This window comes from Anaerococcus provencensis (assembly GCF_000312365.2).
Taxonomy (GTDB): domain Bacteria; phylum Bacillota; class Clostridia; order Tissierellales; family Peptoniphilaceae; genus Anaerococcus; species Anaerococcus provencensis.
Genome location: NZ_HG003686.1, coordinates 82,698 through 96,687 on the forward strand (window position 1 = coordinate 82,698; position 13,990 = coordinate 96,687).

The following is a 13,990-nucleotide window of genomic DNA, read 5'->3' on the forward strand; positions in this document are numbered from 1 at the left end:
ACTACAATAAAATTTGATAATCAAATAACTGCTATAGTAGGTCCAAATGGCTCTGGCAAATCAAACATATCCGATGCCATAAGGTGGGTTTTGGGCGAGCAATCAGCCAAATCTCTCCGTGGTGGCAAGATGAATGATGTTATCTACCAGGGAGGGGAGAAGAAAAGTCCCTTAAATCTTGCCGAAGTTAATCTTACTTTTTCCAATAAAGATCATAGTCTAGACATTGACTATGACAAAGTTGTAATTACGAGAAGGATTTTCCGAGACGGAGAAAATGAATACAAAATTAATGGCAAAAAAGTTAGACTAAGAGATATCAGAGAACTTTTCCTTGATACAGGTATAGGTAAAGAAGGATATACCCTCATTGGTCAAGGTAGGATTGATGAGATTATCAGTTCATCAAACCTAGAAAGGCGTGCAATTTTCGAAGAAGCTAGTGGTATATCAAAGCACAAGTACAGGAGAGATGAGGCGGTAAAAAAGCTTGATAGGGTTTCTGAAGACTTGGAAGTTATTGAATACGAGTGGGAATATAAGTCCAAGGACTTAGAAAAGCTTAAAAATCAAGCGGCAAATTACCAAAAATGGCAAGAATTAACTAGTGATTTGGATTTCAAATCCTATTCTTACTTTAAGAATAAATCTCAAAAATTAAGTGAAAAAATAGATCAGACAAATAATAAGATTGACGAAATTTCTGGCATTTATAAGGAAAAATCTCAAAAACTAGAAGAGCTAAACAAAAAAAGCCAACCTTTTGAAATAGAATATCAAGAATTGACTTCTGACATTGAAGCTTATCAAATGAAGCTTAGGAGTCTAGAAAGAAAGGTGGAGTCCTCAAAAAATAATTTGGATTTGAACAAGCAGAAACTAGACTATACCCAAAAAGATTTGGACAGGGTTAGCTTAAATCTAGGCCAAAATGACAAGAAAGCTCAAGCTTTGAAAGCTGACCTCGATTTGGAAAATAAGAATCTATATGAAAAAAATGCCCTAATAAGTGACTTGAAAACAAAAATTACTGATAATGAAAAGCAAATAGCAAGCATAAATCAATTAATATATGAAAAGTCCACTACCTTAGCAAAAAGAAGAGAAGAAAAAGAAAAGCTGGATAAGATAATTTATGACTATGAAATCACAAGCAAAACAAGGGAAATCTTGGAGCAAAAACGTAGTCAGGAAGATAAGGAAAAAAGAGAAAAATTAGATCAAATTGAGAGTGAAATAGAGCTTATAACAAAAGACTTGGATGTTTATAAGAAAGATAAGGAAAACTTATTAGCCGAAAACTTAAGTCTAAAATCTGATATAGAAAAGTTAAATGATGATTTTGAAAAAGATTCTATAGCTATCAAGGCTATAGAAAATGATATAGGCAAGAATAATATTGAACTAAAGACAGCCATCAATGAATATAAGTTTAACAAAAATTTGATTGAAAGAAATGAGGGCTATTTTTATTCAGTAAGTGATTTTTTGAATAAGACCAAGCACTTATCCCATCTTTATGAGGATACCCTTGCAAACCTTATTACAATTAACAAAGGATATGAAGAAATAATCGACAATTTGATAGGAAGTGCCCTACAAAATATAGTTACCAGAACTAAGGATGAGACAAGAGATCTAATAAATTTTGTCAACAAAAATCATCTAGGCAGGATAACTTTCTTGCCAATTGATTCCATAAAGTCCTTTAGGAAAAATAAACCCAATGAGGATGAAGTCATAGCCATGGCCTATGAACTTGTTTCTTATGACAAGAATCTGGAAGATATAATATATCATTTCCTAGGATCAACTGTTGTAGTAAAAGATATAGACCAGGCTATAAGCCTTTCCAAGAAAATCAATGGTTATAGGATTATAACCCTAGACTTGGACGTGATAAATAGCTGGGGATCTATGGCAGCCGGTTCCAATAAAAACAAAAAGTCCAACACAGGGATTTTAAATCGTAGGCAAAAACTTGAAGAAAGTAAAATAAATATCCAAAATCTTCGTTCTAAGGCTATGACATTGGATAATGACCTAAAGTCCATCTATAAGAACTTAGAGGAAACAAAGGCAAAGCTATCTTCATCAAACCAAACTTTGGCTAAAAACCAAGAAAAAATTAGCGATGTAAAGTCAAATATAACAAATCTCAATTACAAGATTGAAAACCTATCAAGTCAAAAAACTGACCTAGAAGTTAAACTAGGAGATGATCTTGATAAAGTAGAAGACATTGATATTGAAGCTTTAAAAAATAAACTTAGCAAGCTAAATATTGTGGATTTGGAAGAAGAGCTTAAAGCTCTTGAAAGTAAGAAAAGTGATTTATCTTTAGTGCTTGCAACAGATAAAAATTCCCTTGAAAGCCACAGCCGTGATATCAATATGCTAACAAATACCATAGGAAAACTTAAAGATGAGCTTAGCAACTTGACCTATAGCCAGAAATACGAGTCAAAATCTAAGGCGGAAAGCATATCTTTGATTGAAAATATCAAAAAAGAAAATGATTCTTATATAGAAAGCATCAAAAAGGCCAAAGTTGAGATTGATGATATTAATATCAATTTAAGTAAAGGACAAGCAAAGCTAAAAGAAATAGAAAGTGAAAATCAAAGTCTAATCAAAGATTTGAAAAATATCGAAGAAGAGATTTCAAATATTAATCTAGAAAAAGTTAAACTTGACTATAGCCTTGAGGGATACAAAAAAGATTATCAAAATCTAAGTGATGAGATTGAACCTTTTATAACAAAAACCATAAGTGAACTCGAAGAATCCTATAAGGAGACAGAAATTATATCTGCTAATAAAAATGATTTGGTAAATTTACAAAAATCTATCAATAATATAGGATACTTTACTGCTGATTCTATAAAAGAATACCAAGAGATTAAAGAGGAATTTGAATTTACCAACAAGCAACTCAAAGATTTGAAGGAGTCAAAGGACAATATTATCCAAATGATAGAATCTCTAGAAGTAGAAATGAAGGAAGAATTCAAAAAGAATTTTGAGATTATAAATGAGAAATTTCAAAGGATATTCCAAACTCTGTTCATTGGGGGCGAGGCTAGGCTAAAGCTTGACAATGAGGATGAGCTACTTGCAGGCGTTGATATTATAGCAAGACCACCTTCCAAGTCTTTCAAATCTATATCGCTCTTATCTGGTGGAGAAAAGGCCCTTACCGCAGTTGCACTTTTGTTTGCAATATTTGAGACCAATCCAGCACCATTTGCAATCTTAGATGAGATAGATGCAGCTCTTGATGAGACAAATATCAAAAGATATATAGAGTATTTGAAACTATTATCAGAAAATTCTCAGTTTATAATGATAACTCACAGGCAAACCACCATGCAATTGGCCGAAAAGATTCACGGCATCACAATTGATGATGATGGTATAAGTCAGATATATTCCATTGACTTTGATGAAAATTGAAAAATCAAGGGCAAAAAGTAAAATATAGGCAAAGGAGAGTCTATGGCAATTAGAAATATTAGAATTGAAGGCGACCCAATACTTAGAAAAACTTCTAAAAAGGTCCCTCAAATTACAGATAGAATCAAAATATTACTTGATGACATGGGCGAGACCATGTATGCAGCTGATGGCGTAGGCCTTGCAGCTCCTCAAGTTGGAATATTAAAACGCGTGATAGTTGTAGATCCACGTGATGAAGAAACTGGTCTAGTTAAACTCGTAAATCCAGAGATAATAGAAGCAGATGGAGAGCAAATTGGAGTTGAAGGATGTCTTTCAATACCAGAATTTAACGGCACAGTAAAAAGACCTGAGCATGTTAAAGTAAAATACTTAGATGAAGATGGTAATGAAAAAATCTGGGATGCTCACGGCTTTCCAGCAGTAATACTTTCCCACGAAATAGATCACTTAGATGGTATTTTGTTTAGGGATAAGTATATAGATGAGGTTAAATACGACGTTGAAAATGCTTAATATATGTTTTATGGGAACTCCAAAGTTTGCTGTGCAGACTTTGGATGTTCTTTATAATGATGAAAATTTTGATGTAAAGCTAGTAGTAAGCGGGAAAGATAAGAAGAGATCTAGAAATAAAGTGACCCCTACAGAAGTCAAAAAATATGCAATAGATCATGGCATAAATGTAGTAACTCCAGATTCAGTAAATACAGAAGAGTTTGTTAATGAACTAGAAAAACTAGAAATTGATTTTATAGTTGTAGTTGCCTTTGGCCAATTGATAGGTGGCTTATTATTAGAAAAGTACAAAGACAAAATAATAAACCTACACCCATCAATCCTGCCAAAATACAGGGGGGCAGCTCCTATGCAATTTACCTTGCTAAATGGAGAAAAACAAACATCACCAACAACTATGCTAATTGAAAAGGGCATGGATAGCGGAGACATATTAATGCAAGAGATAGTAGATGTGGATATCAAGGATGACTACTATAGCCTAGAAGAGAAAATGTCAGAATATGGATCCAAGGCTATAAGAAATACACTTATAAACTTTGATGAGCTTTATAAAAATAGAATCAAACAAGACCATGATAAGGCAACATTTACCAAAAAAATCACCAAAGAAATGGGCAAGATCAATTGGAATGATGATAGCCTAAAGATTTACAATCAAATCAGAGCCTTGATAGATTATCCAACAGCTTACTTTGCCTACCAAGATAAAAATGTAAAAGTTTTGCAAGCGGAAATATTAGATTCTTATGATCCAAATTCTGGCTATGTCTATGAAGCAGATAGCAAAAAAGGCATTATTATTGGAACAGGAGATTCTGCTATAAAGATAAACAAACTTCAATTCCCTGGCAAAAAAGCTATGGATACAAAAGCATTCTTGATGGGCAATGACTTTGAAAAAGGAATCACTCTTTGATGAATGAATTTGAAATACCTTTAAATATTCTCTATAAAGTCCTGTACCAGGATCGAAAATCAAACGAAGAGATAAATTTATTTGCTAAAAAGGCTGATAATCTTCCTTTAGCGACAAAAATTGTCTATGGAGTATTAGAAAATAAGATTTACCTAGATTATATGATTAGGAAGCTTTCTAATATAAGGCTTAAAAAAATCAACCCTAAAATCCTAATAATCTTAGAGATGGGAGTCTATAACATTTATTTTCTAGAAAAAAAGGACTATGCTGTAGTTAACGAATTAGTTAATCTAACAAAGAGTGTGGATAAGAGATCAAAGGGTTTTGTTAATGCGATTTTGAGAAATTTTATAAGAGATGAAAAAGAAATTGCAACTATTTATGAAAGAGATGACATAAAGGCCCTATCCATCAGATATTCCTTGCCAGAAGACCTAACAAATTATATTTACCAAAATTATGGCATGGCTTACACCAAAAATTTTTTAAGATATATAAATAGTGAACAAGTTATATCTATTAGGGTAAATAATCTAAAAATAAATCTGGAAGACTTAATAGAAAAACTCGAAGAGTCTGGCTACAAAATAGAAGATGGGAAAATTTCAAAAAATGCCCTTAGGATTTTAAATCCAGCAGGATTAGCTGAAAGTAGTGAATTTAAAGATGGACTTTTTACCATCCAACAAGAATCTTCTATGAAGACTATAGAGGTCTTAGATCCTAAAAAGGGTTCAAAGATTTTAGATTTGTGTGCAGCACCAGGCACCAAGACTTCATATATTGGTGAATATATAGAAAATGATGGAGAGATTATTGCTAACGACCTATTAGAACAAAAGCTTCCCCTAATCAAAGAAAATATTGATAGATTAGGACTAAAAAACATAGAACTTACATCATTTGATGCGACTATTTTGCAAGATAAATACGTTGATAGCTTTGATTATGTCCTAGTTGATGCACCTTGTTCTGGCCTTGGGGTTATGGGAAGAAAAGCAGAAATACGTTATAATAGAAGTATCGAAGATATAAAAATCCTAGCAAAACTTCAAAGGGATATTTTAGCAAATGCAGTCAAATATCTGAAGAATGGTGGAAAGATTTTATACTCTACTTGCACCATAGGAAGCATTGAAAATAAGGCAAATTTTGAATACTTAAGGGCTATGAATGACCTTGAATTGATACCTATAGATGGCAAAGATTATATAGAGTATGTAAACTTTGAGGATGAAACTGACGGATTTTTTATAAGTGAATTTAAGAAGATATAATATGAAACAAAGTATAAATGATAAGACAATTAAAGAATTAGAAGATATTTTCCTAGAAAAAGGCTATCAAAAGTTTAGAGCCAAACAGGTTTTTAGGCAAATTCACGTAAATAAAGTCAATGATTTTAGTCAGATGACTGATCTTTCTAAGGATATGAGAGAAAGTTTGTTGGGTGAATTTGAAATCGATAAGGTGAGCTTACTTAAAACTTTTGAATCAAAGGTCGATTCTACTAAAAAATATTTGTTTGAACTTAAAGATGGTAATATCATAGAAGCCGTTTTTATGGACTATAAGGATAGAAAAACGATATGCATCTCATCACAAGTTGGTTGTAGGATGGGGTGTACTTTCTGTGCTTCCACAAAAAATGGTCTAGAAAGACATATGACCGCCTCAGAATTAATAGAAGAAGTTTACAGTCTTGAGAGATTAAATGGAGATATCAACAATATTGTAATAATGGGTATTGGCGAGCCATTAGATAATTATAAGAATATTACAAAATTTTTAGAAATTATCACAGATGAAAATGGTAGAAATCTATCTCACAGATCAATCACCTTATCTACATCTGGCTTAACTCCAAAAATATATGACCTTGCTGATTCAGGCCTTGATGTAAATCTTGCTGTAAGTCTTCACTATGCAACAGATGATAAAAGAAAAAAATATATGCCCGTTGCCAAGAAGTATGATATAAAGGGACTTATCAAAGCAACTGATTACTATCTAGATAAGACAAAAAGAAGAGTATCTTTTGAATATGTTGTAATAGATGGTGTCAACAACCTTGATAGTGATGTCGATAATCTCAAAAAACTTCTTAAGGGTAAAAATATACATATTAATCTTATCCCATTAAACCCAATCGAAGAATTTAAGCATGGGAAGACAACAAATAAGATTATAAATGATTTTAAGGAAAAACTTACAAGAAACGGCCTAAATGCCACAGTTAGATACTCTATGGGTCAAGACATAGATGCTAGCTGTGGACAGCTAAGGAATAACTACGCGAGGTAATGATGAAATTTAGCACGATTTCCAATATTGGAAAGGTTAGACAAACAAATGAAGATTCCTACGGAAATGTTTCTATAGAAAACTACGATTTTTTTGTGGTTGCTGATGGTATGGGTGGCCACAGCGATGGAGAGGTTGCAAGCAGCTTAGCATGCACTTCATTTACTGATTTTATAGAAAACTCTAAAGTCGAAGACTTTGATAGCATTGTAGATTTTCAAGAAAAAGCAATACTCTATGCCAATAATGAAGTTTATAAGTTAGCTACAGAAAAAAACGAAAAAATGGGCACAACTGTAGTCTGCCTTTGTATAGACTATAAAGAAAATATCCTACACATTGCCCATGTTGGTGATTCTAGGATTTACTTATACAGAGCCGATGAGCTTATCCAACTAACCAAAGACCACTCACTAATTAATGAACTTATAGATAGTGGTGCTCTTAACGAAGAAGAAGCAAATCACTTTGCCAATAAGGCTGCAGTTACGAGGGCAGTTGGTGTGAGCGCTGATATTTTGCCAGATAATAAATCTCTAGCATATGAGAAAGATGACATAATCTTGCTTGTAACAGATGGGCTTACCAATGAGCTTGAGCCTAAGGATATTGTTGAAGTGATCAAAAATTATGATGATGTTTTTGACATTTCAATGAATTTGGTTGATAAGGCAATTGATAAGGGTGGCCGAGACAATGTGACGGTTACTACTGTTAAAATCTAAGAGGGTAGTTATGGAAAAATTAGTTTTAGACGAAAGGTATGAAATTATAGAGCAAATAGGCGTAGGAGGTATGGCCAAAGTTTACAAGGCCAAGGATAGGCTTCTGGACCGATTTGTAGCTATCAAAGTTCTTAAAGACCAATACGCAGAAGATAGCGAATTTCTCAAAAAATTTAATAATGAAGCCCAATCTGCTGCCAAACTATCCCATGTAAATATTGTAAATGTCTTTGATATAGGCGAGGACTTATACAAGGGACAAAGAATATATTATATAGTAATGGAATATGTGGAAGGTCAAACCCTTAAGGATTTGATTTTATCAAAGGGTAAGCTTTCTAACCAAGAGATAATAGATTATTCTGTCCAAATAGCCAAAGCCCTTAGGATGGCCCACAATGCTGGGATAATCCATAGGGACATCAAACCTCAAAACATCCTAATTGATAATTATGGTCTACTTAAAGTAACCGATTTTGGTATAGCAAGGGTTTCATCAAATGCTACAATTACTTATACTAGTTCAATACTTGGTACAGTCCATTATATTTCACCAGAACAAGCTAAGGGCAATATAGTTGATGAGAAGAGCGACCTTTATTCCCTAGGTGCTGTTATGTATGAGATGGCAACTGGCAAAGTACCATTTGATGCTGATAACTCTGTTGGCATTGCTCTTATGCATATACAAGATGAACCAGTTATTGCCAAAGAACTTAATCCAGACCTATCAGATCATTTAAATTATATAATAATGAAGCTTCTAAAAAAGGAAGCATCAGAAAGATTTTTAAATGCTAGAGAATTGATAGATGCATTGGAAGATGAAGACTATATTTACGACCAGGAAGATCTTTCAGAAACTGCTCCAATCCCAATAGTCGTTCCAAAAGATAGGGTTACTAGCAAAGTTTACCAGCAAAACTACGACGAAGAAGAAGAGGAAAAGGAAAAAGAAGCAGTTTATGTTTCAAATCCTGATAAGAAAAAATCTTCCGACAAGGATAAAAAGGCTAAAAAACTTTGGCCACTGTTAATTCTAGCTCTAGTTCTAGTAGCAGCCGTGTATTTCTTAAGAAACAGGACTAGCAGTAAACAAATCGAAGTACCAACGGTATTAAACCTCAACCAATCTCAAGCTATAAATGAACTTGAAAGAAGAGGGCTAAAGGCAAATATTTCACTAACAGAAGAAAGTGATGAGTACGAAATTGGCAAGGTAATGAGCCAGGACCCAAGCCCAAATACCAAGGTTGACAGAGGGAGTCAAGTCAACTTAGTCATAAGTAAGGGCAGAGAAGTCGAAGTTCCAGACCTTAGAAATATGACCATTGCCCAGGCTGAAGAAGTTCTAAAAGAAGCTGGTCTTAGACTAGGTCGTACTATGACACAAAAAAGCGACAATGTAGATAAGGACTTAATAATTAGTCAAGATCCTAGATCATATAGCAAACTTCAAACTGGAAGTGAAATAGACGTTACAGTAAGTACAGGTCCAGATGGCAGAGTTGAAACTATTGAAGTTCCAAATGTCCTTGGTCACACTGAACAAGATGCCAGAGCTATTTTAAGCCAAGCTGGTCTAGCTCTTGCTAATGTCAACTACTACAATAGCGATAATACCCAACAAGGACTTGTAATGAATCAGTCAATAGCTGCCGGTACAAGAGTTGCCAAGGATTCTCAAATAGAGATATCCATTTCAACAGGTCCAAAAGAAGAAATTCCAGAAGAAAATGATATAAAAGATGTCGAACTAAGAGTTGAAATAACAGAGCCAAAAGACCAATACAATGTAGTAGTTTACGATATAGTAAACGGTCAAAGAGGCCAAAGTATCTATAGTGGAACACAAACATATGCAGAAGTAGAAAACAATGGTGGAGTGCTCATAGTTAACGTAAGGGCAAGCGTAGGAGCTTATCTAGAAATAGTTGTAGATGGCCAATCATATGGGGTAACAGTGGTAAATCAATGATTGGGAAAATTATAAAATCACAAAAAGACCTCTACTATGTCAAAACAAAAGATGAGACCTATATGTCAAAAGCAAGGGGGAATTTTCGCATAAGGGGAATAAAACCCCTTGTAGGTGACAATGTAAAGATAGAACCTGCAGAAGATAAGACAGCCTATATTACTCATATACTTGACAGAGAAAATGAAATAAAAAGGCCAAACATTGCAAACATAGACCAAATGTTAGTCTTTGTAACTATAAATGATCCACCTTTGAATATATTTAATCTTGACAAGTATCTGGCAATGTGCGAACACGAAAATATCGATGTAGTTATAATAATATCTAAAATAGACCTTACAACTGATGAAAAAATCAATCAAATAGTAGATATATACCATCCACTTGGCTACAGGATAATAAGTATAGATAACTATAATAACTTTCCAATAGATGAGATAATCCCAATATTAAAAGGAAAAACTTCTGCAGTTTCAGGAGCATCAGGCGTAGGTAAAAGCACATTTTTAAATAATCTTGTAGAAAAAAATATAGAAATTGGTGAGATTTCCCAAAAATCGAAAAGAGGAAAGAACACAACTCGCCATACAGAGATTTTTGCCATAGATGAAGATAGCTTTATCTTTGATACGCCAGGCTTTGATAGTTTTGATTTTGACTTTATAGATGATGAGAACCTACTCAAATACACTTTTAGGGAAATGAAAAACGCAAACTGTAAGTTCAAAAATTGCAATCATATAAACGAACCAAATTGCCAAGTGAAAGAGGCTTTAGAAAAAGGTCAAATTTCACAAACAAGGTATGATAATTACAAAATGCTGTTTAATCAATTAAAAGAAAGGCGAGAAAATAAATGGTAGAACTAGCTCCATCAATACTATCTTGTAACTTTGCAAACTTAGAAGAAGACATAAGACAAACTAAGGGAACAGATTTAAAAATGCTCCATGTAGACGTTATGGATGGAATATTTGTTCCAAACATTTCTTTTGGATTCAAGGTTATAGGAGATCTTAGAAAAATTACTGATTACTATTTTGATACTCATCTTATGATTGAAGAGCCAATTAGATATATCAGAGATTTTAAGAAAGCAGGCGTAGACAGGCTAACAATTCACTATGAAGCTTGCAAAAACCTTGATGAAACCATAAAAGAAATCAAAGATAATGGTATGGAAGTTGGCCTTACTTTTAAGCCGGCAACTGATATGAAGTTAATGCTTCCTTACCTTGATAAGATTGACCTCTTGCTTGTAATGAGCGTAGAACCAGGCTTTGGAGGTCAAAGCTTCATGGAAGATTCGCTTGATAAAATCAGATTTTTTAGAAAATACATAGATGATAATAAGCTAGATGTAAAAATCCAAGTGGATGGTGGGATAAAAACTACAAATGTCCACAAGGTAATAGATGCAGGTTGTGATATTGTTGTAGCTGGTTCAGACGTTTTTGCTAGCGATATAAGAGAAAAAATAAATAAATACTACCAAATATTTAGAGAAAAGTCACTATAATTAGTGGCTTTTTTTTAATTAGGGGTAAATATATACAAACAAATTGTTAATATATTGGAAGGAGATAAAATGACAAAAAAAGAGAACAAACATGATTTTAAGAAAGCACCTCTAACTCCTCCAGGATTAGATAAGGCTAAAAAAGTAGCCGATAATGCTAAGCAAAAAGATTTAAAAAATAATAAAGTTGATAACAAAGGCAAGGCTTTTACTACAAATAAGGGCCTAAAAATGGCTGAAGAAGAATTTTCATTAAAGGCTGGTAGACGTGGACCAACTTTATTAGAAGACTTTCACCTAAGAGAAAAAATTATGCACTTTGACCACGAAAGAATTCCCGAAAGAATTGTCCATGCCCGTGGTGTAGGTGCACATGGGGTGTTCAAATGTACAAAGGATATGAGTAAATATACTAAGGCTTGTCTATTTACTGAGGAAGGCAAAGAGACTCCACTATTTACTAGAATTTCTACAGTAGCAGGTTTTAGGGGCTCTACAGATACACCTCGTGATGTCCGTGGCTTCGCTCTCAAATTTTATACAGAAGAAGGAAACTACGATATTGCAGGAAATAATATGCCGGTTTTCTTCATCCAAGATGCTATCAAGTTCCCTGATTTTGTTCATGCAGTAAAGCCAGAACCAGATACTGAAGTACCACAAGCTCAGTCAGCTCACGATACATTTTGGGATTTTATAAGCCGCAACCAAGAATCAGCACATATGACTATGTGGGCTATGAGTGATAGGGCAATACCACTAAACTTAAGAATGATAGATGGCTTTGCTGTTCATACCTTTAGATTTGTTAATGCAGAAGGCAAGGGAACATTTGTTCGTTTCCAATGGAATCCACAACTTGGAGTTCATTCTAGAGTATGGGATGAGACTTTGAAAGTATCAGGAAATGATCCAGATAGCCAAAGAAAAGATTTATACGATGCAATAGATGAGGGCAACTATCCAGTTTGGGACTTCTGTGTCCAATTATTGCCAGAAGAAAAAGAATTTGATTTCCCATTTGATATCTTGGACCCAACAAAAGTATGGCCAGAAGAAGATATACCAAAAATAAAAATTGGTGAAATAATTTTAAATAGAAATGTTGATAACTTCTTTGCGGAAACTGAACAAGTTGCCTTTAACCCTGGCAATATTATTCCTGGAATCGACTTTTCAAATGATCCACTTCTTCAAGGCAGACTTTTCTCATATACTGATACCCAACTACTAAGACTTGGTGGACCAAACTTTGCTCAAATTCCAATAAACAGACCAATCGCAGAAGTTCATAACAACCAAAGAGATGGTTGGCACCAACATATGATTAATCAAGGACCAGTTTCTTATCAAAAATCTGCTATCGACGACCAATCACCATATTATGAAAGTGTTGAAAATGGTGGTTATGAACATTACCAAGAAAAGGTTGACGGACAAGTTATCAAAGACCGTGACGATAGCTTCAGAGATCACTTCTCCCAAGCAACAGCATTTTATAATTCACTATCAAAAGTTGAACAAAAACATATTATTGATGCATTTTCTTTTGAACTATCAAAGGTAAAAAGAGAAGAAATCAGACAAAATGTTGTAGATATGTTTGCCAATGTTGATAAGGCAATGGCAGAAGAAATTGCAAAAAATGTTGGAGCTGATAAGCCAGATGCCAAACGTGGTTTCGACCCTGTAGGAACAAAACCTACAAAAGAAGCAAAATCAGTTAAAATGCCTGAATTTTCTCAAGAAAATACTATCTTTAAGCCAGATACACTTAAAGTTGGCATATACTCTGATAATGACGATGACTTTGACTTCAAAAAACTTGTAAAAGCTATAAAAGCTAGTAAGGCAAAGGCAGAAATCATACAAGGCAATTTAAATAAGACCAAAGATGGTTTGATGGTAAATCATAGATATGAATCAATCCATCCAGTACTAGAAGATGGGCTAATCATAGTAGTTCCAGAAAAACCAAGCCATGATTTTATGAAAAATGTAGGCGAGTTTGCAGATGAAACCTTCAAACACTACAAACCATTATGGATTATAGGAGATCCTACTGATATTCTTAGTGAAGATAAGCAAAAAGGCGATGGTGTAATGGTTACTAAGGATGGTAAGGATATCGATAAATTTATAGAAAACTTAAGTAAACAAAGATTCTGGGATAGAGACGGATCAAATTAGTTAAAAAAATACCACTAGGCGGGAAAAAATCCTACCTAGTGGCTTTTTATTTTGAATTCAAAATAAAAAAAGCATTATATTATGCTTTTTGTACTTTTCCAGATTTTAAACATTTAGTACATACGTTGATTGATTTTGGAGATCCATCTACTATAGCTCTTATTTTATGCACATTTGGTTTAAAAGTTCTGTTAACATTTTTGTGTGAGAAAGTAATAGTATTACCTGATTTTGTACCTTTTCCACAAATATCACATGCTTTTGCCATATAAACACCTCCTAGCTTTTTACAATTAATCTTTATTATTTTACCAAATCAGGAGTGAAATTACAAATTTTTTTATATCAGATAAGAATTTAAATTAAGGTAT

At 33.6% G+C, this 13,990-nt stretch carries 11 protein-coding genes; 10 read left to right on the top strand and 1 reads right to left on the bottom strand.

The genetic code is table 11. The features are described 5' to 3' along the window. The first annotated feature begins 6 nt into the window (after positions 1–6). The 10 genes from smc to BN38_RS03105 all read left to right on the top strand — a co-directional run bounded on the left by smc (position 7) and on the right by BN38_RS03105 (position 13,619). Positions 7–3,456 carry a chromosome segregation protein SMC gene (gene smc / locus BN38_RS03060; protein WP_230197743.1) on the top strand — a complete coding sequence of 1,150 codons (3,450 nt, stop codon included), beginning with the start codon at positions 7–9 and terminating at the stop codon, positions 3,454–3,456. Positions 3,457–3,498: 42 nt separating this feature from the next. Continuing rightward, complete coding sequence (gene def / locus BN38_RS03065; protein WP_044565518.1) at positions 3,499–3,975, top strand: peptide deformylase; 477 nt, start codon at positions 3,499–3,501, stop codon at positions 3,973–3,975. Next, on the top strand, positions 3,968–4,897 hold the full coding sequence (gene fmt / locus BN38_RS03070) for a methionyl-tRNA formyltransferase (protein WP_044565519.1): 930 nt from the start codon (positions 3,968–3,970) through the stop codon (positions 4,895–4,897). Before def ends, fmt begins: the two co-directional genes overlap by 8 nt. Continuing rightward, positions 4,897–6,177 carry a 16S rRNA (cytosine(967)-C(5))-methyltransferase RsmB gene (gene rsmB, locus BN38_RS03075; RefSeq protein ID WP_044565521.1) on the top strand — a complete coding sequence of 427 codons (1,281 nt, stop codon included), beginning with the start codon at positions 4,897–4,899 and terminating at the stop codon, positions 6,175–6,177. Before fmt ends, rsmB begins: the two co-directional genes overlap by 1 nt. 1 nt (position 6,178) lies before the next feature. After that, the gene (rlmN, locus tag BN38_RS03080) at positions 6,179–7,204 is read left to right on the top strand and encodes a 23S rRNA (adenine(2503)-C(2))-methyltransferase RlmN (protein WP_044565522.1); all 1,026 of its coding nucleotides are present in this window, start codon (positions 6,179–6,181) and stop codon (positions 7,202–7,204) included. Between the two features lie 2 nt (positions 7,205–7,206). Next, positions 7,207–7,929 (top strand): Stp1/IreP family PP2C-type Ser/Thr phosphatase, encoded by a 723-nt coding sequence (locus BN38_RS03085; protein WP_044565523.1) that lies wholly within the window; start codon positions 7,207–7,209, stop codon positions 7,927–7,929. Positions 7,930–7,939: 10 nt separating this feature from the next. After that, positions 7,940–9,907, top strand: coding sequence for a Stk1 family PASTA domain-containing Ser/Thr kinase (gene pknB, locus BN38_RS03090; protein ID WP_044565524.1), 1,968 nt, complete (start codon positions 7,940–7,942; stop codon positions 9,905–9,907). Next, positions 9,904–10,773 (top strand): ribosome small subunit-dependent GTPase A, encoded by an 870-nt coding sequence (rsgA, locus tag BN38_RS03095; protein ID WP_044565525.1) that lies wholly within the window; start codon positions 9,904–9,906, stop codon positions 10,771–10,773. The genes pknB and rsgA overlap by 4 nt, the downstream gene beginning before the upstream one ends. Further along, positions 10,767–11,429, top strand: coding sequence for a ribulose-phosphate 3-epimerase (gene rpe / locus BN38_RS03100; protein ID WP_044565526.1), 663 nt, complete (start codon positions 10,767–10,769; stop codon positions 11,427–11,429). The genes rsgA and rpe overlap by 7 nt, the downstream gene beginning before the upstream one ends. Positions 11,430–11,498: 69 nt before the next feature. After that, positions 11,499–13,619 (top strand): catalase, encoded by a 2,121-nt coding sequence (locus BN38_RS03105; protein ID WP_044565527.1) that lies wholly within the window; start codon positions 11,499–11,501, stop codon positions 13,617–13,619. Between the two features lie 79 nt (positions 13,620–13,698). Here BN38_RS03105 and rpmB read toward each other — a convergent pair whose 3' ends face one another. After that, positions 13,699–13,887 carry a 50S ribosomal protein L28 gene (rpmB, locus tag BN38_RS03110; protein ID WP_044565528.1) on the bottom strand — a complete coding sequence of 63 codons (189 nt, stop codon included), beginning with the start codon at positions 13,885–13,887 and terminating at the stop codon, positions 13,699–13,701. Positions 13,888–13,990 lie beyond the last annotated feature (103 nt).

Bases quoted from the DNA above. Each gene is read 5' to 3' on its own strand.
- rsmB (WP_044565521.1), top strand. From the start codon at position 4,897: ATGAATGAATTTGAAATACCTTTAAATATTCTCTATAAAGTCCTGTAC.
- BN38_RS03105 (WP_044565527.1), top strand. From the start codon at position 11,499: ATGACAAAAAAAGAGAACAAACATGATTTTAAGAAAGCACCTCTAACT.
- def (WP_044565518.1), top strand. From the start codon at position 3,499: ATGGCAATTAGAAATATTAGAATTGAAGGCGACCCAATACTTAGAAAA.
- rlmN (WP_044565522.1), top strand. From the start codon at position 6,179: ATGAAACAAAGTATAAATGATAAGACAATTAAAGAATTAGAAGATATT.
- rpe (WP_044565526.1), top strand. From the start codon at position 10,767: ATGGTAGAACTAGCTCCATCAATACTATCTTGTAACTTTGCAAACTTA.
- BN38_RS03085 (WP_044565523.1), top strand. From the start codon at position 7,207: ATGAAATTTAGCACGATTTCCAATATTGGAAAGGTTAGACAAACAAAT.
- rsgA (WP_044565525.1), top strand. From the start codon at position 9,904: ATGATTGGGAAAATTATAAAATCACAAAAAGACCTCTACTATGTCAAA.
- rpmB (WP_044565528.1), bottom strand. From the start codon at position 13,887: ATGGCAAAAGCATGTGATATTTGTGGAAAAGGTACAAAATCAGGTAAT.
- fmt (WP_044565519.1), top strand. From the start codon at position 3,968: ATGCTTAATATATGTTTTATGGGAACTCCAAAGTTTGCTGTGCAGACT.
- pknB (WP_044565524.1), top strand. From the start codon at position 7,940: ATGGAAAAATTAGTTTTAGACGAAAGGTATGAAATTATAGAGCAAATA.